Below are 21,844 nucleotides of genomic sequence, written 5' to 3'. Positions count from 1 at the left end.
GAAGGAACTGCGCGCTCAGTCCTCGTAGGCCAGCGTCATGACCCACTGCGAGAAAGTATCGTCGTGGGGGTCGACTTCTTCATCGCCGATAAACGGCGAGAGCTGGTCACCGGCCATCAGGAGCGAGAAATCCAGATCGCGGGCCGCAGGCGTCAGGTAGTACGTGTTGTGGCCATCGTACACCGTCTCCTCACGCTGAATGAGGTCCTTCTCGAACAGGGACTCGACGATGCGACTCCCCTTTCGCGAGGAGACGTCGAGTTCCTTCCAGAAGTCGCTCTGGTGGATGCCACCGGACTCCCGAATCAGTTCAAGCCCGGCCCGCTCACCATCAGAAAGGTCCGCCTCCGACGCTGCTGAACTCATGTATTACTCATACCGTGAGTCGGCCGCTTAAATCTGACCTTCGACCGGGCGGTACGGCGTCCGACATGGCGGCCCGGCCGCGTGCTGATACTCGTGGTCGGCACCCAGTGTGATGAGCGACGACGACCGCGTCCCGAATCCGTCGCCGTGGACGCAGACGCCGTACTCGTGGTCGCTGATGGTTTCGCCTGCCCGGTCAATCCATTCGCCGGCGGACTCGCCCGGTTCCGGTCGCATGGCCTCGTGTAGCCGCGCCGCGTTGTTCGCCTGCTCCTCGCCGGCGTCGGGCCGACGCGATGGAATCCGGTAGTCGCCGTCCGCGCCGACGTTGACGACGACGTGAACCCCGGGCTGGAAGTTCCGGACCGCGAGCTGCCCGTCCCATTCCAGCAGCACGGCGGCGTTCTCGTCTGCCAGCAGAAGATTGAATCCCGAGTATTCGGCCTCTCTGGTCGCCTGTTCGACAGCGCGGGCGGCTGATTCGGCCGTTTCGTGGCTCAGCGCGTCCCGGACGAGCAGGCCGCGTGAGCGGTCGCCGGCAAGATCGGTGTCGATCCAGCGGTTCGTCACCGCCGCTAGCAGGCCGTGCTCGTTGTAACCTATCCACGTGCCGTCAGCTTCTTCGTCGGCGGGCGCGACGACGCGACTCCCCCAGTGGCGCTGTCGCGGCGGCTGTGACGGCCTGTCGAGTCGCTCGTCGCGGTTCGCTGCGACCGCGACGGGCGTGCCGTCGAAGACCTGCCACGCGAGGACGATTGTACACACGGGCTTCTATACGCTATCGACGTAGAAAACCGCTTGGCTGTGGCCCCCAGTCCGCTATGCCGATTCGTCCGATTCGCTGGCAGTCCTGAGCCGCGACCGGACGGCCTCGCGGTCGACGGTGCCCGAGGGCGTCCGCGGGAGCCCGTCGACGACCCGGACCGTCTTCGGGACCTCGTAGGCCGCGAGCCGCCCGGCGCAGTGCTCGCGGACGGCCGCGGGCGTCACGTCCCCGACGACCAGCGCGGCGACCCGCTGGCCCCACTCCTCGTCCGGCAGACCCACCACGGCCGCGTCCTCGACGGCGCGGTGGTCCCGAACCGCCGCGGCGACCGTGCCCGCGTCGACGTTCTCGCCGCCGGTGACGATACGGTCGTCGACGCGGCCCTCGACCCAGAGGCGGCCGTCGCCGTCGCGGTAGCCCAGGTCGCCTGTCCGGAAGCCGAACTCGCCGAACGCCGCGCCGTCGCCGCTTAGATAGCCCGGCGTCACTGTGGGACCGTCGACGACTATCTCGCCGCGTTCACCGGGATCGCAGGGCTCCCCGTCCGAAACGACCGTCACGTCGGTGAACGCGAGCGGCTGGCCGACGGTGCCGGCATAGTCGAAGGCCGTCTCCGGCCGGGCCGTCGCTATCTGGGACGCCGTCTCGGTCATCCCGTAGGTGGGACAGACCGGGACGCCCCGCTCCCGACAGCGGTCGACGAGCGCCTCGGTCGCCGGCCCGCCGCCGAGCAGGACGAACCGGAGCGCGGACGGCGGTTCCCAGCCCGCATCGAGCAATCGCGAGAGCATCGTCGGCACCAGCGAGACGCCCGTCGCCCCGTGCTCCGCGATGACCCGCTGGGTCGCGTCGGCGTCGAACGACCGCTGGACGACGACCGCCGTGCCGTACAGCGCGCTCCGGACGAACGGGGCCAGCCCGCCCATGTGGTAGGTCGGCAGGCAGACCAGCCAGCGGTCCGTCGGCAGGACGCCCAGCCGGTAGGAGGACGCGACGGCGCTGGCGACGAGGTTGCCGACCGTCAGCCGGACGCCCTTGGGTTCGCTCGTGGTCCCCGAGGTGAAGACGACGAGCTGGGTGTCCGTCCGGGAGAGGGCCGCCGGCGTCACGTCGGACTCCCGGTCGGCACTCGCTTCGTCCGGCTGGACCGGGAGGTCTGCCACCGAGACGACCGGGCACGTCGCCGCTTCCGCGGCGAGGTCGCGCGTCGACGGCTCACAGACCAGCAGGTCCGCCTCGACGGTCGCACACTGTGCCCGGAGCGTCGCCGCGTCGAGTTCGACGTTCAGCGGCGCGAGCGTCGCGCCCAGTCGCATCGTTGCGAACAGGAGCGTCCCGGTTTCGGGTCGGGTCGGCAGGAGTGTCGCGACGGTTGGGTCTGCGTCGAGTCGCCGGTCGAGGTCGGCGGCCACCGCGTCGACGGCGGCGTCGAGTTCGCGGTATGTCGCCTCGTTGCCTGCGTCCGCCGCAACCATCGCCGTCCGGTTTGGCGTGGCGCTCGCCCGGTGGGTCACGAGGTCTTTCGTCGGCCAGTCGATTGGGTCACGCATCGGTTTCCACCTCTGCTGGATTGATGCCGAGGCCGGTCGACTGGGGGACCGACATCGCGCCGTCGGTCACCGTCGTCGGGTCCGGCGCGAGGTCGACGGCCAGTCTGTCGCCGGTCGCCAGACCGCAGGCCGAAACGTCAGGAATCGCGGCGGCGACGTGTAGCGCCGCGAGGCGGGCGACGACCGCGTCGATAGTCGTCGTGACGACCGGCTCGACGCCCTGCTCGCGGGCGCGCATCGCCAGCGTGTGGGCGTTGCCCGGGCCGCCCAGCACCATCGGCTTCAGTATCAGCACGTCGGCTGCGTCGGCGTCGAGCACGCTGTCGACCCGACGGTCGACGAGCGACTCATCAAGTGCGACGCCGACGCCATTGCCCCGAAGCTTGGCGTGGCCGGTGAGGTCGTCGGCCGGGAGCGGCTGTTCGACGTAGGCCACGTCCAGCGGGGCGAGCCGGTCGATGGCGTCTGCGGCCTTCTCGCGGGACCACGCGCCGTTGGCGTCGGCCCGCAGGGTCACGTCGTCGCCCACGCGCTCACGGACGGTCCGAACGCGCGCGACATCTTCGTCAACGGTTCGCTTCCCGACCTTGACCTTACAGCAGTCGTAGCCGGCCGCGACCGCCCGCTCGACGGCGTCGGCGGTTTCGGTCGGGGACCCGTCGCCGACTGTCGCGTTGACCGGGACGCGATTACAGTGCCTGTCGGAGTCGAACCACCGGTATAGCGGCACGCCATCGGCCATGGCGTCGGCGTCCAGCAGCGCGGTCGCGAAGCCGTGGCGGGCGGCGGGAACCGATGCGGCGTCAAGCGAGAGGAGAATGTCTGTGTGCCCGCCGTCGGCCGCGACTGTGGTCGCGTCATCGAGCGCGCGCTGACAGTCGTCGGCGGACTCAGTCCAGCCCGGAAGCGGCGTGGCTTCGCCGACACCCGTTTCGCCGCGGTGGTCGTAGCGGACGACGAACCCTGAACGCTGGCTGATAGTCTCGCGGGCGGTGGCAAGCGGACTCGACAGCGGGAGCGAGAACGAGTCGACCTTCATAGTAACTGTGGGATGGCGAGTCCCAGCGCGAACAGAACGGAGTGGGCGAACAGCGTCTGGCCGACCCGTTCAAGCGTCGGGTTCAGCGCGTCGCCGCTGGTCTGCGTGAGGACTGTTTTCGAAATCGTCGCCGCCAGTGGCAGGGTCAACAGCGGAGCCAGTGCCGGCAGCCCGTACTGGCCGTCAAGGGCGAACACGACCGGGACGGCGTAGGCCATCCCGACCAGCAGGAGAAATTCGACGCGGCTCCATCTGTAGCCCATGTAGACGGCCAAGGTCTTCTTGCCCGCGGCGCGGTCCGTCTCGCGGTCGCGGATGTTGTTGACGACGAGAATCGCGGTCGACAGGCCGGCCGCCGGGAGGCTCGCCGTGATAGCGGCGGCAGTGACTGACCCCGGCGGGAGTGTCATCGGGAACGTGCCGACGCCGCTTGCGCTCGCAACAGCCTGCACGTAATATGTGCCGGTGACCGCGATGACGCCAAAGTAAACGAACACGAACAGGTCGCCCAGACCGCGGTAGCCGTAAGGGAACGGACCACCGGTGTAGAGAATCCCGGCGGCGATACCCGAGAGGCCGACGACGACGATGGGAAGGCCGCCGACGGCAACGAGATAAATACCGATGACGACGGCGAGCCCGTAGGTCGCGATCATCGCTCGTTTGACTTCGTCGGCGTCGATGAGGCCGCCAGCGGTCACTCGGGTGAACCCCTCGCGTTCGTCGGTGTCGGCCCCCTTCACCGCGTCGTAGTAGTCGTTCGCGAAGTTCGTTCCAATCTGGATGAGCAGCGCACCCACCAGCGCTGCGACTGCCGGCAATAGAGCGAAGACGCCGGCGTGGACTGCCAAGCCCATCCCGACGATGACCGGCGCGGCCCCGGCAGGCAGTGTTTGTGGCCGCGCGGCCATCACCCACGCCTGCCGCTTCGAAACGTCCGCCGTCGCTGTACTCATTGGCGAAAACTGGGGACGCTATCCCCAAAGCGACTGTGGTTCGGCGGACACCCAAAATATGACCCGTTCTGAGACAGCAAGATCAGGGGAGTATCACAACCACTTTATCATGATTAACCATACGATAGCCTGAGATGCATAAGCCACTGCTTACCACGGATTTTCTCGACCGGGCGCGGGAATACTACGGAGATAAAGAGGCCATCGTCGCCACGACCGGCGAGCGCTTCACATACGACGAATTCGGCGAACGAGCCGACGGGTTCTCTGCGGCGATGGCTGCCCGCGGCATCGAGAAGGGGGACCGGGTGGCCGTGCTGGACCCGAACACGCACTACCAGCTCGAAGCGGCCTACGGGACCATGCAACTGGGCGCAGTCCACACACCACTGAACTACCGGCTCGTGCCGGACGATTTCGAATATATTCTCTCGGATGCGGAGGTCGACGCCGTCTACGCGGACTACGAATACGCGGATAAAATCGAGCCGATCCGCGACGAGGTGCCCACCGAAATTTTCGTCACCAACGACACCGACGCCGTCGACGGTGACTGGGAGTCCTTCGACGACATCATCGAGGAGGCGGGGACCGACTACGACCGCCCCGAGATGGACGAGGACGACCTCATCACCATCAACTACACCTCGGGGACGACCGGCGACCCGAAGGGCGTCTGCCGGACCCATCGTACCGAAACGCTCCACGCTTACATCGTCGCGCTCCACCAGGAAATCCGCGACGACGACGTGTACCTCTGGACGCTCCCGATGTTCCACGTCAACGGCTGGGGCCACATCTTCTCCGTGACGGGGATGGGCGCGAAACACGTCTGCACCCGCGGCGTCGACGCCGAGGGCATCTTCGAGGCCATCAGGACCGAGGACGTGTCCTACCTCTGTGGCGCGCCGACGGTGCTGAACATTCTGGCGGACCGCTACGACGACCACGATGGCGACATCGAGACAACGGGAGCCAACGACGTTCGCATCGCCACGGCCGGCAGCGCGCCGCCGGAAGCAGTCATCCGGACCGTCGAGGACGACTTCGGCTGGTATCTGAAACACGTCTACGGCGCGACCGAGACCGGCCCGCTTGTCACGACCTCCGACGCTCGCCGCTTCTTCGACGACGGCAGCGACGCCCGCTTCAGCGTCAAGAAGCGGCAGGGCATCGGCTATCTCGGGACAGACGTCCGGGTCGTCGACGAGGACGGCAACGACGTGCCCCACGACGATGAGACGCTGGGGGAAGTCGTCGTCCGCGGCAATCAGGTGATGGACCGCTACTGGAACAAGCCCGAACAGACCGAGGAGGCCTTCTCGGACCGCGTCGAGGGCTACTACCACATGGGCGACCTGGCGACGGTCGACGAAGACGGCATGATCGCCATCCGCGACCGCAAGAAGGACATCATCATCTCCGGCGGCGAGAACATCTCCAGCATCGAACTGGAGGACACGCTTTACGAACACGACGCCGTCAGCGACGTCGCGGTCATCCCTGCGCCGAGCGACGAGTGGGGCGAGACGCCGAAGGCCTTCGTGGTCCCGAACTCCGGTGACCCCGACAACCCCGGTGTGACAGCCGAGGACCTCCGGACGTTCACCCGCGAACAACTGGCGACCTACAAAGTCGTTCGCCGGGTGGAGTTCGTCGAGGAACTGCCCACGACGGCGACCGGGAAGGTCCAGAAGTACGAACTCCGCGAGCAGGAGTGGGAAGACGAGGACGAGATGGTCGGCCAGGGGTAGCGACGCGCGCCACCCTCACAGACATGTAGAAGAGGGATTCCGACACGAGCCAATGACAACACACGTCGACCGGTAATAGTGTGGATGTGTCAGCGTCCGATTCCAGAGACGGTCTTTTAAGTCAGCGACCTATACTGTGTGACAACTACCCAAACCTATGACGCATATTGCTGACCCTATCCGTATTCTTCACGCCGACGATGAGCCGGGGTTTGCCGACATGACGGCAACGTTTCTCGAACGCGAGGACGACCGGATAGACGTCCAGACTGCGACGAGTGCCACGGCGGGGCTGGAAACTCTGGCCGACACCGACATCGACTGTGTCGTCTCTGACTACGATATGCCCGAGCGGAACGGCATCCAGTTCCTCGAAGCCGTTCGCGAGGAGTACAGGTCGCTTCCGTTCATTCTCTACACTGGCAAAGGGTCGGAGGAAATCGCAAGCGACGCTATCTCGGCTGGTGTCACCGATTATTTGCAGAAAGAGAGCGGCACGGACCAGTACACGGTGCTGGCAAACAGAATCACGAACGCTGTGGAGTCCCAGCGAGTCAAGCGAGAGCGCAACCGCCAGCTTGACGCCATCGAGAGCGCAAAGGAGGGGATCAGCATCCTTGACGAGGACGGGCGGTTCATCTTTGTCAACGAAGCGTACGCGGACCTCTACGGCTACGAGCCCGAGGAGATGCGGGGGGAGCACTGGGAACTGCTGTACCGGGATGAGGACATCCCGCGCATCTACGAGGACATCCTTCCGACTGTCGAAGAAAACGGCTACTGGACCGGGACGACGATGGGACTCCGTGCTGACGGGAGCACATTCACCGAGGACCACGTGCTCGCGATGACCGACCACGGCGAGCTGGTCTGTACAGTCCGGGACCTCTCTGAAAGACAGGGCGACGAGCAGGAGCTGTCCCGAATCAAACGTGCGATGGACGAGGCACCCATCGGTATCGTGATCACCGGTCTCGAACAAGAAGGGACTCCGATAATCTACACCAACCGCCGGTTTCTGGAACTGACCGGCTACACAGAGTCGGAGGTACTCGGCCGAAACTGCCGGTTCCTGCAGGGCGAGGCGACAGAGTCCGAGCCGGTCGACGCAATGCGTGCGGCCATTGAAGCGGACGAGTCTGTGTCGGTCGAACTCCGGAACTACCGGAAAGACGGGACCCTGTTCTGGAATCAGGTGACTATCGCACCCGTGCGTGACGATGACGGAGCGGTCGTCAATTACGTCGGGTTCCAACAGGATATCACCGAGCGGAAAGAACACGAACACCGCCTCAGAGCACTCAGTGAGTCGGTCCAAGACCTACTCCGGGCTGACACCCGCGAAACGGTGGCCGAGATCGGCGTCGAAACGGCGCGCACTGTCCTGGGGCTCGAAGCGAACACGATTCACCTCTACGACGAGGACGCACGGACTCTCGAACCGGTCGCCGCATCCGACGCGATATATGAGCTGATAGACGAGTTGCCGACCTTTACGCCCGGGGATAGCATTGCATGGCGCGTCTACGAGTCCGGCGATGCTCTCGCCGTCGACGACGTCCATGCTGACCCGGACATCTACAACCCGGACACGCCGATCAAAAGCGAACTGTATCTTCCGCTTGGCGAGCATGGCATCCTGCTGGCCGGCTCGGAGACGGCCGCGGCGTTCGACCAGCGGGACGTCGTCCTCGGGGAGATTCTCGCCGGACACGTCACCAGCGCGCTCAAGCAGGTCGAAGGGACCGAACAGTTACGTGACCGCGAACGGGCTCTCGAACAGCACAACGACCGGCTCGAATCGTTCACCAGCGTCGTCTCACACGACCTACGGAATCCGCTGAACGTCGCCCAGGGCCGACTGCAACTCGCACGCGAGCAGTGTGAGAGTGAGCATCTGGCCGCTGTCGAGCGAGCACACGAGCGGATGGACACGCTGCTAACTGATCTGCTCACGCTGGCACAGGACGGTGATACCGTCACCGACCGCGAACCGGTCGCGCTCGCATCGCTCGCCGAAAACTGCTGGAAGACTGTCGAAACGGCCGATGCGACACTCATCACCGATATCGACCGGACCGTGCTGGCAAACGAGAGCCGTCTGAAGCAGTTGTTCGAAAATCTCGTTCGGAATGCGGTCGAACACGCCGGAACGGATGTGACCGTGCGGGTCGGGGCATTGGACGACGGGTTCTACGTCGCCGACGACGGCCCCGGTATCTCCGAAGACGAGCGAGAGACAGTGTTCGAAGCCGGCTACTCGACGAGCTCGGAGGGAACTGGGTTCGGGCTCAGTATCGCCCGGCAGGTCGCCTCGGCACACGGCTGGGAGCTCAGCGTTCGAGACAGTGCCGATGGTGGCGCACGCTTCGAGATTACCGGCGTCTCGTTTTGTGATTCGTAGCGACTGGGGAAGCGTCCGTCTGGGGTGTCGTTGGCACCCGTTTGAAGGGCCTCGCCGCCCCGCAACTGCTCGATACCGTTCGCAAAACCGTCGCAAACTGCGTTCCGTTAGTCTTCGAGCGCGTCGGCGATACGGTCAAGCGACCGTCGCATGTCGTGGACTTCGTCCCGGAGCTTTCGCATCTCGCGCGTGAGCTCCTCGTTGTCGCTGCCGCCCGATTCCTCGTGCTGCCCTGGCGGGCCGCCGCCCATGCCGCCGGGACCGCCCGGACCGGGGCCGCCGGGGCCGCCGCCCATCATGCCGCCCATCATCTGCGCGAACGGGTTGCCGCCGCCCATGCCGCCGGGGCCGCCGCCACCGCCCATCATCTCTTCCATGCGCTCTTCGCGGCTCATCTCTTCGCCGTCGCCCTCGCCTTCTTCGCGCTCCTCGGCGCGCTGCTGTCGGATCTCTTCGACCCGCTCGCGGAAGGACTTCTCCTCGCCGCCGTCCTCGGTCGCATCCGCCGATTCGTCAGCGTTCTCAGGTTCATCGTCTGCCATACGCCCGGCTTTGGTTGGGCCGCTGAAAAGGGTTGCCGTCCGAAGGCAGGCTGCGGTACAGGCGGTTAGCGAAGGACGCTGGTCCGGAGAATCTCACCGTATTCAGGTGACTGGTTCGCGAAGTTGGAGATGAACCGAGTCACGCTGGCGTCCGGCCAGGAGGTCGTCGGGTCGTGCGCATACCGTTCGACGTTTCTCTGACGGGGTTCCGAAACCTTGGGCTGCTGAAAAGACGGTCGAGAGTGCCTGATATAGCCAGCGACAGCCCGTCTCAGGCGAGCCGTCGGACTAGCACCGAGAGCCCCAGCCCACAGGCGAGGATGACGACGAGGTTGAACCCCGCCCTGAACAGCGGTCGATACCTGTCGGTGACGAACGTATCAATCGCCGACGACGCGGAGAAGTAGAACTGGAGCGTCGCGATGAGCGCCACGAGCGTGAGGATAGCGAATACTGCCCACTGTGCGTAGATTGCTATTGCCGGTCCGGTGTCGTCGTCCGGTTCGTCAACAGCGTCGCCGGTGTCCTGTGCCACTGCGTCGGTGGTGGAGGTGTCACTCATTGGTCTGTCTCCGTGCGATGAGGAGGCCGCTTGCGAGGACTGCAATCAGTCCGAGCACCGCCGTGAAGCCGGGACCTTCTCCGGCCGCAGTCTGCTGTGGCTCTTCCATCTCCCGGTCTTCGGGGCGGTCCTGCTCGAAATCGCTGGACTGGAAGCCGATCTGTTGTCTGGTTTCGTTCTCCTGCAACCGCTCCGTCGGATGGAGGTTCGCCGGAGAACTTTCCGTCCCGACGATGACGCCGTCCGAGAGCAGCATCCCGTCAAGCCAGTAGTTGTAGTCGTCAGGCACCGTCAGTTGCGTTCTGATGATCTCCGTTCGGCCGGGCCGAATCTGACCGACCCGCACGGTCGACTCGTCTGCGATGACGTTCGAGTCAGCCTGCCGCGCCCGGAGGCGCAGCGAGAGGTCATCAGACGGATTGTTGCCGGCGTTCGTGACGTACACCGAGACGTTCAGCGTCGTCTGGTTGTTCGAGACGCTGTCAATCCGATAGGTGATGGAGTCCAGCGGGACGCCGGCGTTCTCGAACCGCTGGAAGGTCACGGTACTGCGAGCGTACGCCGGAGTGAGTGCGTCGACGTTCTGGACCGACCGCTGACCGGTCTCGACGCGGTTACCGTCCTCGTAGACGATTGTGTCGATCCGATAGCCGCCCGCCCGCTCGACTGTAATGTTTGACCGCACCGATACTTCTCGTTCCCCTTCGATTGTGCCGACTGACTGCCGCGTGGTCGTCGCGACGAGGCCGGTGTCCGCATCTATGGCCCGCGTCTCGACAGTGACGTTCTCGGCCGGCCCGCCGCGATGTGAGAGTCGGGCGTCTAGAGAGAGCGTCACAGTCTGGCCGTCGACCGACGCCGGTTCGATGGTCGTCTCGCGGAGGTCGAGGTAGCTCTCGCGAACGTTGTCCTCGGGTTCGGAGAGCGCGCCGGGGACCGCTGTTGCACCGATGAGCATGGCCAGGACGACCACGACCATGCCACCGGTCAGGAGGGTTTCACGTCGCACAGACGAATGGCCAACAGCCGCCTTTAAATGTCTTCTGCACTGTCAGATTCGGAACACAGCGACGTCAGTCTCCACCGTTACCCGAACGCGCCGAGGCTCGACTGAAGGTCCCGGTCGGTCCCGCCGTCTGAGAGTTCGTAGCCAACGAGCTGGCGGAGGTCCACGGCGTAGACGCTGCCGTTGTTCGCAAGCACGGCGACTCGTCCTTTCGTCCCTCGGACGGTCCCCGTCGCCAGGATTTCGTCCATCGGTCGGTCCGACAGAGTCAGACCGTACTCGAAGTCGTAGGTCGCCAGCGGGTCGTAGCGCTCACACAGCGACGCCCACCAGTCGGTGTCGACGGACTGGTCGAAGCCCGATATTTTGGTGGGCACTCTGACCCGGTCCCCCAGTTCGGCGGCGATGTCGGCTTCGACCTGTCGGGCGATACGGCCGTCGGCGACGGTCCGGAGGTGGGCGGCCTTGTCTGCTCCCTGCTCGCGGAGCCGGGTTTCCAGCCGCCAGGAGCGGGTGACGCCGACCTTGATAACATCGGGCGCGAACGCCGCCAGATACACCGCGTGTTCCTCGTCGCAAGTGTCGAGCGGTTTGTTGCAGTCCCCGGTACAGCGAGCACACGGCCAGATGTCGGTGTGTTCCGGGCAGTATGGCGCGGGGTCGTTGTCACAGTGAAAATGTCGGTCGCCGTCGACCGCGCCGGCGCAGTGTCGCTCGCCGAGTGTGTATGAGAGTTCGGTGTCCGGGTCCAGCCGCTCAGTAATCACGCTCCCGTCCTCGGCCAACAGGAGCGCGGCGTGTTCGTCGACCCGCGCGCGATAGCCCACGACCTGCACGTCCGGCGGTTCGGCGCGGAGCCGCAAATGGCTGCCGGGACGATGTTTTTGTGGTTGTCTGTCATATCTTCAGACATGGCAAATCTACAGCTCCGAAGTCCGGCGTTCGACGACGGCGAGCGCATTCCCGAGGAACACGGCTACTCGGCAGCGAACACGAATCCCCCGCTGGAGGTCGAGACTGTCCCGTCGAACGCCTCGTCGCTCCTCCTCATTGTCGACGACCCGGACGCGGAGGAGCCGGCCGGGAAGGTGTGGGACCACTGGCTCGTCTGGAACATCCCGCCAGATATCGGCCGGATTCCGGAAGGATGGGAGCCTGCCGAGGCAACAGAGGGACAGAACGACTTCGGCGAGGTTGGCTGGGGCGGTCCGAGTCCGCCCGACCGGGAACATACCTATCGGTTCCTCCTGTACGCGCTAGATACGACGCTCGACCTCTCTCCGGCGGCAGACAAAGATGACGTATACGACGCGGCTAGCGGCCACGTCGTCGAAAAGGCACAACTGAACGGTACGTATCCGGCCTGAGCCGCGCTCAGAGTTCTTCGAGCAGTTCGCGGGTCGACTGCCGCACCGCGTCGTCGCTCGACTGTTCGGGTTCCCAGCCGAGCGCGGAGAGCTTATCGATGGAGAGGCGCATCCGCGGCACGTCGCCGGTCCAGCCGCGGTCGCCGCCGGTGTACTCGTACTCGGGGTCGATATCCATCTCGTCGGCGACGATGCTGGCAATGCGGTCGACCGAGGTGGTCGTCCGCGTGCCGAGATTGAACACGTTGTGGTCCCTGTCAGCGTGTTCGACGGCAAACAGCATCGCGTCGAGGCACTCGGAGATGTGCATGTAGGATTTCTCCTGGCGGCCGTCGCCGAGAATCGTCAGCGTCGACGGGTCCTCGGAGAGTTTCTCGATGAAGTCGGGAATGACGGCCCCGCGCAGGCGTGGCCCGACGATATTGGCGAACCGGAACACCCACGACTGGATGTCGTGGCTGTGGGCGTACGTCGAGACGAGTGACTCCTCGGCGAGTTTCGCCGCGCCGTAGACGCTGATCGGCTCAAGCGGCGCGTAATCTTCCGGTGTCGGTCGCGGCGCCTCGCCGTATACCGTGGAGGACGACGTAAACACCAGACTCCCGACGCCAGCGTCCTGCATTCGTTCGAGGATGTTGTACGTGATGTCGCTGTTGTCCTCGAACTGCCGGCGGGGGGTGTCCGTATCCACCAGTTTCGACGCCGCGAGGTGGACAACGAGGTCGACGTCGCTCGTGATAGCCTCAGCGACGACATCGGGGTCGGTAAGGTCACCGTCTAGATAGGTTGCGTCCCCGTGGACCCACTCGGATTGTCCGTTCGCTTCGTTGTCGACGACCACTACGTCGTTGTCCGGAACGAGGCGCTCCACCAGATGCGACCCAATAAAGCCTGCCCCGCCGGTGACGACTATTCGCTTCTCTGATACGTCCATAGTTGCGATGTTACGTATGCGAGGTAAAACGTTGCGGTCGCGGCCGATTCCAGTGGAGTCGGTAGCCCCGTACCGGATGACAACGTCGTTTTATAGCTTCCCCTGTGAGAGTCGGCTATGACTCGATTCACTCGCCGCGGCTTCCTCTCGGCGACGACTGTCGCTCTCGGCGCGCTGGCCGGGTGTGTCGGTGGCGGTTCCGAGTCGGCCGGAACGGAGACGCCGACCCCCGCGCCGGGCCAACCGCTCTCGACGCCGGTTGCAGGCGACCCCGAAGCTGACGTTACGGTCGCTGTGTACGAGGATTACGCCTGTCCGCACTGCGCGACCTACTCGGAGTCCGTCTTCCCTAAAGTTCAAGACGACTACCTCACTGCTGGAGCCGTCCGGTACGAGTTCCATGACTTCCCGATACCGGTCGACGAGGAAGTATCGTGGCAGGCCGCAAGCGCCGCGCGTGCCGTACAGGACAACGTCGGCGACGAGGCCTTCTTCACCTACTCCAAGCGTCTGTTCGCAAACCAGAACCAGCTGGGGCCGGACACCTACGCCGACCTGACGGAGGGACTGGACGTCGACGGCGAGACCGTTCGAGCGGCTGCGACGGGGGAGCTGTACCGCCCGACGGTCTCCGGTGACCGCGAGGCCGGTATCGACCGCGGCGTCCAGGGAACACCAGCCGTGTTCGTCAACGACGAGCAGGTCGAGTGGAGCGAGATTGCTTACGAACCGGTCCGGGACGCTATCGAAGCGGCACGGAGCGACGGATGAAGGACTCCCCGCAAGTGACGGTACTTCGGCTGGGCCACCGCCCCGGTCGGGACGAGCGGATGACGACCCACGTCGGACTCACCGCACGCGCGCTCGGGGCAGACAAGGTCGTGCTGGCCAACGCTGCCCGCAACCAGGCCGACACCGTCATTGACATCACCGACCGGTTCGGCGGCCCCTTCGACGTGGCTTCGACGGAGGAGCCAAAGCGACTCATCCGCGACTTCGAGGGGCGCGTCGTCCATCTGACGATGTACGGCGAGCCGGTCCAGGACGTGGAAGGCGACGTTCGCGCGGCCCACGCCGAGGAGCCGCTGCTGGTCGTCGTCGGCGCGGAGAAAGTCCCCTTCGAGGTGTACGAACACGCCGACTGGAACGTCGGCGTCACCAATCAGCCACACTCCGAGGTCGCCTCGCTAGCTGTCTTCCTCGACCGCCTGTTCGAAGGCCGGGAGCTGGACCGCGACTGGGAGAACCCCGACAGGGTGGTCGTCCCGCAGGAAACCGGCAAGCGGGTCGTCGACCCGGACGAAGAGTGATACCCACGCAGTTGTGCCGCGGGCCTTTTATCGCTCGACGCTAACTGTGGCTCAGATGTCGCGTCACAACGTGTTGCTCGTCGTCGCTGACAGTCTCCGCGCTCGGAGCACCTCCGTGCTGGGCTATCGCCGTGAGACGACGCCCTTCCTCGACGCCTTCGCCGAGGAAGCAACGGTGTACACGCAGGCTCGCAGCCCGAGCAACTGGACCGTCCCCAGCCACGTCAGTCTGTTCACGGGCCACGAAACCCACGAACACGGCGTCGACCACACCGCTAGACTCGACGCCGGCCACACGATCTTCGAGGAACTGGCCGATGCGGGCTATGACACGGGATTGTTCTCCGATAATCCGTTCCTGACCGACCACGAGTCGGGCCTCGACGAGGTGTTCCAGACGGCTGTCGGCTCGCCCGAAGAGTACGATTCGGCGTACGAGACCAACGGCTCGCTGGGCGACTGGCCCAACGGCTTCTGGTACGCCGATCGGACGCTAGAGTGGATCTCTGAGCGGGAGGGCGACTGGGCCGCCTGTATCAATCTGATGGACACCCACCGCCCGTACGAACCGCTCGCCGAGTACGACGAGTGGAGCGACGAGCGCTCCCGCGACATGCAGGAGTCGATGGGATTCAAGTGGCACTGGGAGTTCCTCTCGGGGACCCTCTCGCTTGGCTTTGCCGGCATTCTCGAACAGATATACGACGGCGCAGTCCGGCAGGCAGACGCCATCTTCGAGAGTCTGATCCGTGGACTAGAGGAGCAGGGTGTCCTCGACGACACGCTGGTCGTCTTCGCCGGCGACCACGGCGAGGGGTTCGGCGAGCCGACGGCGATTCCTGCGGAGCCGCCGGCGGTCAGCCATCGCATCGGAACCCACGACACAATGTACCACGTCCCGCTCATCGTCCGTGCCCCCGGCCAGCGTGAGGGACACCGCGTCACCGACCTGGCGACGCTCAGCCGATTCCCCGACGCCGTCCGCGCGATGGCGCTCGGCGACGGCAACGCCGACGGCCCGGCGTTCGCCTCGCCGAACGGGACCGTCGTCGCGTCCCAGTCCCCTATCGGTCCGGCGATGCGCGAGGAGGCCGAACGGGTCTGTGGGGACGCCACCCCGTTCGCAAAACACGCCAGGCTGGTCTATCACGACCGGCCCGGCGACGAAGTGCGAAAACGGGCGGCGTGGGGCGACAATGCCCACGAATCCATCATCAAAGGCTGTGGCGGCACAGCCGAGGATACCGATATCGATGCCGCCATCGTCCGGAACCACTTCGACAGCGACCGGTACGCGGACGTGGATATTGCAACGCCGCTCGACGGCTACACCGAGTTCGAGGATGCGTCCGACACGCAGTTTGCCGGGGACCTCGACGAGCGACTGGAGGCACTGGGATACAAATGACGACAATACCCGACACAGAACTGGTCCTTGTGGTCGCCGCCGACGAGAACAACGTTATCGGTCTGGATGGCGGCGTCCCCTGGCACTATCCCGAGGACGTGCGCCAGTACAAGGCCCGTATCGCCGGCCACCCTATCATCCTCGGCCGGCGGACGTTCGATTCGATGAAGCCCATCCCGGACTGCTACACCGTCGTCCTGACGAGCGACGACAGCCGGAGTGCCAATGCGGAGACAGTCGAGTACGCCACGACGCCCCAGATAGCCGTCGAAGCAGCCGCCCGCGCCGGTACGACCGAAGCGTTCGCCGGCGACAGCGCTGGCGCAGGTGACTCGCCGCCTATCACGTACGTCATCGGCGGCGAGGCGGTGTACGACCTGTTTCTCCCGTTCGCCAGCCGGGTTTTCCTCAGCCGCATCCACGAACGCAACGAGGGCGACCGGTATTTCCCGGATATGGGTTCAGAGTGGACAGAACTGTCCCGAGAGTCGTACGACGGGTTCGATGTCATCGAGTACAAGCAGGCGTCGCCGCGGCCGCTTGAGGACCTATGACCGGTCACCGATGAAGCAGGCTACCCGAAACTGTCCGTGGTTTGAAAACCATAGCTGTTAAAGTAATCCAACTGACTACTATTCGGCAGCAACACGCGATGTTAGATAAAATCAAAAAATCCGTATCAGATGTACTCTCGGGTGGGAAGGAGCAGTCGGATAACGGACTACAGGCAGGCACGGTGAGTAATAAACGCATTCAGGCTAGCTCTGCCGGCGACGACGGTGCAGATTCGACCGGCGAACCCGAATCGAATCTCTACGAGTGTCCGTCCTGTGACTCCGTCTTCGTCGCTATCGACAAAGAGACGTGCTCCTCCTGCCGGACTCCGGTCGAGCGAATCGAATAGCGGGGCGGCGCTGTTGGATACCGTTTCAAACGGTAGCGGAAAACACTGCTCACCGCCGCTGTTGCTGAACATCGGGCTCGAGAGCGCTCCGTGCCAGCAGCACGGTCCCGTCCCGTGTCGGCGTTCAAGAGAGGACGACCCGATGGTTTTAACCACGTGACTCCCGGATGTGCGGGTAATGGCTTTTGAGGAACTCTTGGAGGACACCGTCATACAGAAGTACCTCCACGAGCTGGTCGGACCGAAAGGGATGCCGGTCGCCGCCGCGCCGCCGGACGGCGAAGTGACCGACGAGGAACTGGCCGAAGAGCTCGGGCTCGAACTGAACGACGTGCGCAGAGCGCTGTTTATTCTCTACGAGAACGACCTCGCGACCTATCGTCGGCTCCGAGACGAGGACTCCGGATGGCTCACGTACCTCTGGACGTTCCAGTACGAGAAGATTCCCGAGCAACTGCAAGAGGAGATGCACCGCCTGCTCGACGGCCTCGAAGAGCGCCGCGAGTACGAGCGGGAAAACGAGTTCTACCTCTGTGAGCACTGTGGCATCCGCTTCGAATTCGGCGAGGCGATGGAGTTCGGCTTCGAGTGTCCCGAGTGTGGCAATCAGGTCGAAACGATGGAGAACACCCGTCTCGTCACCGCGATGGAGAACCGCATCGAGGAGCTCAGAGACGAGCTGAACGCCGACGTGGACGTGGAAGCCTGATGGTCGTTCTCGGTACAAAAGTGTACGTCGCCGGCGACGCCCGGGACCGTACGCTCGACGGACTGCGCTCGATGGTCGGCAACGAACTCGGCGACCTCGACGTGGAATACGACATCGGCCTCCGGGACGACGAGTTCCCGTCGGTGACTGTCGACGGCCCCGACGAAACCGTTGCGCGAAACCTCCTCCGCGAGGAGTTCGGCGAGCTGGTCGCCGACCACGAGGACGGGGAGACGTACGTCGGAACGCTCGACTCGTGGGACGAGGACGGCTTCGTTCTCGATGTCGGCTTCGGCCAGACGGTCCGGATTCCGGCTGAGCAGCTCGGTCTCGGCCAGGGGACGCCGACCCAGATCCGAAAGCGGTTCGGACTGGTCCAGCACCTGCCGCTCCGGTTCGTCGCCGGCGACCCGCCGCGTCTCGCCGAAGTCGAACAGGATCGCCTCTACGAGTGGACCCGCGGCAACGGCCGCATCAACGCCAACAGCGTCACCCGCTCGGAGGCGCGCGCCACGGTCAACCGCGCCGGCCACGCACAGGACATCGTCACCGTCGAACGCATCGGCCTGCTGGAACAGAGCATCGTCTGTAACCCGGACACCGACCCGCCGGGACTGCTCGCCGACATCGGGCAGTACATGCCGTCGGAGCTGCTGGCAATCGTGCCCTGACTTTCGAGCCATGAAACGCCGCCACCTCCTGCTGGTCGCCGTTCTCGCACTGGTCGCCCTCTCGGGCTGTACCGGCTTCTTCGGCTCCGAAGAGGTCGACCCGGAGCGGCTGAACGAGAACGCGAGCTACGACTGGAACACCTCGGCAGACGGGACCATCGTCATCGAGGAGTCGAAATACACCGCCGTCTACGCCGTCGAAAACGAGACGACGTTCGACGTGTACACCGTCGACAGCCTCGGGCGCGAGCGGAGCGTCCCCATCAGTGCGCTTCGGTTCCGGTACGAGAACGGAACTGTCGTTAGCGCCGCCAACTCCTCGCTGAGCGCCTCGGAAACCCGCCAGCGAACGACTGTCAATCTCTCCGGGAACGTCTCCGGAAAAGTGGGGTACTCAGTTGGGCGGACCGGCAAGCGCTTCGCCTCCCCGACCCTCGTCGAAGACGGATCGTACACGGTCGTACTCCCGCCCAACACTGGGGCCGGGATACCGTTCCTCTCACGGATTAGCCCGGGTGGCTACGAGTCCGAGACCGTCGACGGCCAGCAGGTCATCCGCTGGGACGAGGTGACCGCCGACCAGATTATCGTCCGGTACTACCTCGACCGTGACCTGTGGCTGTTCGGCGGCCTGTCGGCCATCGCCATCGTCATCGGCGTCGTGGGAACGCTGTACTACTACCGACAGCTACAGGCGGTGATTCGCCGACGCAAGGAGGCCGGTATCGACCTCGAAGAAGAGGACGGCGACGACGACCCGCGGGACCGCGGGCCGCCGCCAGGAATGCGCTGAGGGCGGAACGGGACTGAGCACGGTTCGCAGACGCTAACCGGGTCACTTTTTCGCATCCGGCGTGCACACACGGCTATGAGCAACGGGTGGTTCGCCGGGCTGGACCCGGACGACGACGCGGCCGCTGTCGAACAGATAGCGGCCGGGCGAGCCGACACGCCGGAAGACTGGCCACAACAGGCCGTCGCGGCGGGGTTCGCAGACGATGAAACGGCCTACTACGACCGGCTGCACGAGGTGACGATGGCGGCCACCAGCGCGGCGGTCGCCGAACAGGAGGGCGCCGACGACCAGCAGCTTGTCCACGCGGTGCGGGCGATGGCCGACTGCGAACGCACGGCGAATGAACTCTCCGAACGGGTCGCTGAATGGGGCGGAAGCCGATACGGCGACAGCGGAAGCGGCGTCGAGTACGCCCGCTCACTGGCCGACCGGGAGGACGAGGACGAGGGCGACACGGCACTTCGAGCGCTCGCCGAGCAGACGGCCGGGCTGGCCGACGAGGCGGACTCGCTTCGGGCGTACATCGAGCGGACCGCGCCCGCCGTTGCGCCGAACCTCTCGATGCTGGCCGGACCAGTGCTGGCGGCCCGGCTCATTTCACTGGCCGGCGGCCTCGAAGCGCTGGCGAAGAAACCGAGCGGGACGGTGCAGGTTCTCGGGGCGGAAGACGCGCTCTTTGCCCACCTCAAGGGGAACGCACCGTCGCCGAAACACGGCGTCATCTTCACCCACGAGTACGTGCGCGGAACTCGCCGGGAGGACCGCGGGTCGGCCGCGCGAGCACTCGCCGGGAAGCTCTCGATTGCCGCCCGTATCGACCACTACAGCGGCGACCGCCGGCCGGACCTGCAGGCGGAACTCGACGACCGAATCGAACGGATTCAGGCACGAGCCGAGGAGGGAGACGACGAATGACGCTGCCAAACGGCGTCGAACGCCACGACTTCGGCGGCGAGGCGAGCCTCGCCACACAGGGACAGCCGGTGTACGGCGAGCGGACCGACGGCGACTGGCGGCGGTGGGACCCCCACCGCTCGAAGCTCGGCGCGATGCTCGAACAGGGAATGGACACCGGCCTCGACGGCGGCGAGACGGTGCTGTATCTCGGTGCGGCGGCCGGGACAACGGTGAGCCACGTCGCCGACTTCTGTGGCCCGACTTACGCCGTCGAGTTCGCCCCTCGGCCGGTTCGGGAACTGCTCGACGCCGCGGAGAGCCGTCCGAACCTCTTCCCGCTGCTCAAGGACGCCCGCAAGCCCGGGAGCTACGCCCACGTCGTCGAACCGGTCGATGTCGTCGTGCAGGACGTGGCGACAAGAGGGCAGGCCCGGGTGGCGGCGCTCAACAAGCGGTTCCTCGGCGACAACGGCCGACTCCTCGCGGCGATCAAGGCCCGGAGCGAGGACGTGACCGCCGACCCCGACACTGTGTTCGACAGCGTCCGCGAGGAACTCAGCGCCGAGTACGAACTGCTTGAGACGGCGCGTCTGGACCCGTATCACGAGGATCACCTCGGTATCGTTGCCCGGCCCCGCGAGGACTGATTCGGTCCCTTCTGCTCACGCGACTTACTTCACGCGCGGACCAGTTATGCGGGCTGTGCGGGCAGGGACGGAAGGCTTTACCGGGTCGATTCCGATGTGCTGAGTAATGGACGCGACGGGTTCTGCCGAGCATTTTACCCGGATGGGGACGCTCGGCATCGAGGAAGAGTTCTACGTCGTCGACGAGTTCGGTCGCCCGACGTCTGGCACGGACGAGCTCGTCTACGAAACGGAGCCGCCAGCGGTTCTCGACGGCCGGCTCGATCACGAACTGTTCAAGTGCGTTATCGAGACACAAACACCGCGTATCGACGATCCGGCGGACGCCGGTGACCACCTCCGGTCGGTCCGGGATGCGCTGGTCGGCCACGCCGACGCGAACGGGTTCGGGGTCGCCGCCGCGGGCCTGCATCCGCTGGCGAAGTGGCGCGAACTCGAACACGCCGAGAAGCCACGCTACAAGTCACAGCTGGACCGCATCCAGTATCCACAGCACCGCAACACGACCGCGGGCCTGCACGTCCACGTCGGTGTCGACGACGCCGATAAGGCCGTGTGGGTGGCGAACGAACTCCGCTGGCATCTCCCGCTGATGCTCGCGCTGTCGGCCAACTCCCCGTACTGGAACGGCTTCGACACCGGGTTGCAGTCCGCTCGCGGAAAGATCTTTGAGGCCCTGCCCAACACTGGGATGCCGACGGCGTTCGACGATTACGACGCCTTCGAGGCGTACGAGCGGCGGATGCTCGAAACGGGCAGTATCGACGACCGGGGCGAACTTTGGTTCGACGTGCGACCCCACTCCGGCCACGGCACCGTCGAAGTGCGTGCGCCGGACGGGCAGGCCGATCCGGACCGCGTGCTTGCCTTCGTCGAGTACGTCCACGAACTCGTCGTCGACCTCGCTGAGCGCTACGAGGACGGCGAATCCGGCCGACAACTCCGCCGAGAGTTCCTCGACGAGAACAAGTGGCGCGCGATCCGTCACGGCCAGTCCGCGGACCTGCTGTCGCGCGATCTTTCGACCACACGCTCTGTCGAAGAACTGGTCGAAATCGAGAGTGACCGACTTGATATCGATGGTCTGTGGGAGCTGTATGACCGCGAAAGCGGCGCAGAGCGACAGCGCCGGCTTCGCTCGGAGGAGGGTGTCATGGCGCTCGCGGACTCACTGCGACTGGCCTGACCTGGGACCGGAACCGGCTGATTGGCACGGCAGAGAGCTATAGCCAAGGTTTTTATTCAGCTGTAGCTTT

Annotated in this window: 24 protein-coding genes; 14 read left to right on the top strand and 10 right to left on the bottom strand. The window is 65.1% G+C overall.

All coding sequences use genetic code 11. From position 1 onward, the window contains the following. Positions 1-15 precede the first annotated feature (15 nt). From DVK01_RS16185 to DVK01_RS16165, 5 genes are read right to left on the bottom strand one after another with little or no spacing between them, the layout of a single operon-like run. A complete protein-coding gene (locus tag DVK01_RS16185) occupies positions 16-366 on the bottom strand; it encodes a MarR family winged helix-turn-helix transcriptional regulator (RefSeq protein ID WP_101350029.1) in 351 nt (116 codons plus the stop codon). 27 nt (positions 367-393) lie between these two features. Continuing rightward, positions 394-1,131, bottom strand: coding sequence for an NRDE family protein (locus DVK01_RS16180; protein ID WP_121537562.1), 738 nt, complete (start codon positions 1,129-1,131; stop codon positions 394-396). Positions 1,132-1,185: 54 nt separating this feature from the next. Then, positions 1,186-2,682, bottom strand: coding sequence for a class I adenylate-forming enzyme family protein (locus DVK01_RS16175; protein ID WP_121537560.1), 1,497 nt, complete (start codon positions 2,680-2,682; stop codon positions 1,186-1,188). After that, complete coding sequence (locus DVK01_RS16170; RefSeq protein WP_121537558.1) at positions 2,675-3,721, bottom strand: mandelate racemase/muconate lactonizing enzyme family protein; 1,047 nt, start codon at positions 3,719-3,721, stop codon at positions 2,675-2,677. Before DVK01_RS16170 ends, DVK01_RS16175 begins: the two co-directional genes overlap by 8 nt. Next, a complete protein-coding gene (locus tag DVK01_RS16165) occupies positions 3,718-4,677 on the bottom strand; it encodes a 1,4-dihydroxy-2-naphthoate polyprenyltransferase (RefSeq protein ID WP_101350033.1) in 960 nt (319 codons plus the stop codon). The genes DVK01_RS16170 and DVK01_RS16165 overlap by 4 nt, the downstream gene beginning before the upstream one ends. Before the next feature lie 134 nt (positions 4,678-4,811). Between DVK01_RS16165 and DVK01_RS16160 the strand changes: the two genes are divergently transcribed. Together DVK01_RS16160 and DVK01_RS16155 are read left to right on the top strand one after the other, a co-directional pair. Next, a complete protein-coding gene (locus DVK01_RS16160; protein ID WP_121537556.1) occupies positions 4,812-6,431 on the top strand; it encodes a long-chain-fatty-acid--CoA ligase in 1,620 nt (539 codons plus the stop codon). Positions 6,432-6,588: 157 nt separating this feature from the next. Next, a complete protein-coding gene (locus tag DVK01_RS16155) occupies positions 6,589-8,835 on the top strand; it encodes a PAS domain S-box protein (RefSeq protein WP_121537554.1) in 2,247 nt (748 codons plus the stop codon). A gap of 107 nt (positions 8,836-8,942) precedes the next feature. Here the strand turns inward: DVK01_RS16155 and DVK01_RS16150 are convergent, their stop codons facing one another. From DVK01_RS16150 to DVK01_RS16135, 4 genes are all read right to left on the bottom strand, one after another. Next, complete coding sequence (locus tag DVK01_RS16150) at positions 8,943-9,377, bottom strand: hypothetical protein (RefSeq protein ID WP_101350036.1); 435 nt, start codon at positions 9,375-9,377, stop codon at positions 8,943-8,945. 271 nt (positions 9,378-9,648) lie between these two features. Next, positions 9,649-9,939 (bottom strand): hypothetical protein, encoded by a 291-nt coding sequence (locus tag DVK01_RS16145; RefSeq protein ID WP_101350037.1) that lies wholly within the window; start codon positions 9,937-9,939, stop codon positions 9,649-9,651. After that, positions 9,932-10,948 carry a PGF-CTERM sorting domain-containing protein gene (locus tag DVK01_RS16140; protein WP_101350038.1) on the bottom strand — a complete coding sequence of 339 codons (1,017 nt, stop codon included), beginning with the start codon at positions 10,946-10,948 and terminating at the stop codon, positions 9,932-9,934. Before DVK01_RS16140 ends, DVK01_RS16145 begins: the two co-directional genes overlap by 8 nt. Positions 10,949-11,025: 77 nt before the next feature. Continuing rightward, a complete protein-coding gene (locus tag DVK01_RS16135) occupies positions 11,026-11,808 on the bottom strand; it encodes a DUF2797 domain-containing protein (RefSeq protein WP_101350039.1) in 783 nt (260 codons plus the stop codon). A 48-nt stretch (positions 11,809-11,856) separates the two neighbouring features. Here DVK01_RS16135 and DVK01_RS16130 point away from each other — a divergent pair, with 48 nt between their 5' ends. After that, positions 11,857-12,312 carry a YbhB/YbcL family Raf kinase inhibitor-like protein gene (locus tag DVK01_RS16130; protein WP_101350040.1) on the top strand — a complete coding sequence of 152 codons (456 nt, stop codon included), beginning with the start codon at positions 11,857-11,859 and terminating at the stop codon, positions 12,310-12,312. Positions 12,313-12,319: 7 nt separating this feature from the next. Here the strand turns inward: DVK01_RS16130 and DVK01_RS16125 are convergent, their stop codons facing one another. After that, positions 12,320-13,246 (bottom strand): NAD-dependent epimerase/dehydratase family protein, encoded by a 927-nt coding sequence (locus tag DVK01_RS16125; RefSeq protein WP_121537552.1) that lies wholly within the window; start codon positions 13,244-13,246, stop codon positions 12,320-12,322. 117 nt (positions 13,247-13,363) lie between these two features. Here DVK01_RS16125 and DVK01_RS16120 point away from each other — a divergent pair, with 117 nt between their 5' ends. From DVK01_RS16120 to DVK01_RS16070, 11 genes are all read left to right on the top strand, one after another. Further along, positions 13,364-14,017, top strand: coding sequence for a thioredoxin domain-containing protein (locus DVK01_RS16120; protein ID WP_101350042.1), 654 nt, complete (start codon positions 13,364-13,366; stop codon positions 14,015-14,017). Then, complete coding sequence (locus DVK01_RS16115; protein ID WP_101350043.1) at positions 14,014-14,556, top strand: tRNA (cytidine(56)-2'-O)-methyltransferase; 543 nt, start codon at positions 14,014-14,016, stop codon at positions 14,554-14,556. Before DVK01_RS16120 ends, DVK01_RS16115 begins: the two co-directional genes overlap by 4 nt. Positions 14,557-14,611: 55 nt before the next feature. Next, complete coding sequence (locus tag DVK01_RS16110; protein ID WP_121537550.1) at positions 14,612-15,964, top strand: sulfatase; 1,353 nt, start codon at positions 14,612-14,614, stop codon at positions 15,962-15,964. Further along, positions 15,961-16,518 (top strand): dihydrofolate reductase, encoded by a 558-nt coding sequence (locus DVK01_RS16105; RefSeq protein ID WP_101350045.1) that lies wholly within the window; start codon positions 15,961-15,963, stop codon positions 16,516-16,518. Before DVK01_RS16110 ends, DVK01_RS16105 begins: the two co-directional genes overlap by 4 nt. Positions 16,519-16,700: 182 nt before the next feature. After that, entirely contained in the window at positions 16,701-16,868 is a 168-nt protein-coding gene (locus DVK01_RS16100) for a hypothetical protein (protein ID WP_232794545.1), read from the top strand. A gap of 178 nt (positions 16,869-17,046) precedes the next feature. Beyond that, the gene (gene tfe, locus DVK01_RS16095) at positions 17,047-17,577 is read left to right on the top strand and encodes a transcription factor E (protein WP_121537548.1); all 531 of its coding nucleotides are present in this window, start codon (positions 17,047-17,049) and stop codon (positions 17,575-17,577) included. Beyond that, positions 17,577-18,248: a DUF2110 family protein gene (locus tag DVK01_RS16090; RefSeq protein ID WP_101350047.1), complete on the top strand. Its 672-nt coding sequence runs from the start codon at positions 17,577-17,579 to the stop codon at positions 18,246-18,248. The genes tfe and DVK01_RS16090 overlap by 1 nt, the downstream gene beginning before the upstream one ends. 10 nt (positions 18,249-18,258) lie before the next feature. Next, positions 18,259-19,041 carry a DUF5803 family protein gene (locus DVK01_RS16085; RefSeq protein WP_101350048.1) on the top strand — a complete coding sequence of 261 codons (783 nt, stop codon included), beginning with the start codon at positions 18,259-18,261 and terminating at the stop codon, positions 19,039-19,041. A gap of 75 nt (positions 19,042-19,116) precedes the next feature. Beyond that, complete coding sequence (locus tag DVK01_RS16080) at positions 19,117-19,959, top strand: NOP5/NOP56 family protein (protein ID WP_121537546.1); 843 nt, start codon at positions 19,117-19,119, stop codon at positions 19,957-19,959. Beyond that, positions 19,956-20,588 carry a fibrillarin-like rRNA/tRNA 2'-O-methyltransferase gene (locus DVK01_RS16075; protein ID WP_101350050.1) on the top strand — a complete coding sequence of 211 codons (633 nt, stop codon included), beginning with the start codon at positions 19,956-19,958 and terminating at the stop codon, positions 20,586-20,588. The genes DVK01_RS16080 and DVK01_RS16075 overlap by 4 nt, the downstream gene beginning before the upstream one ends. A 106-nt stretch (positions 20,589-20,694) precedes the next feature. Next, positions 20,695-21,774 (top strand): glutamate--cysteine ligase, encoded by a 1,080-nt coding sequence (locus DVK01_RS16070; RefSeq protein ID WP_101350051.1) that lies wholly within the window; start codon positions 20,695-20,697, stop codon positions 21,772-21,774. Positions 21,775-21,844: the final 70 nt, after the last annotated feature.

The sequence above is a fragment of the Haloarcula sp. Atlit-120R genome, assembly GCF_003665885.1.
GTDB lineage: Archaea > Halobacteriota > Halobacteria > Halobacteriales > Haloarculaceae > Haloarcula > Haloarcula taiwanensis.
The sequence above is the reverse complement of the archived record's forward strand: the minus strand, read 5'-3'. Positions and strand labels throughout refer to the sequence as shown.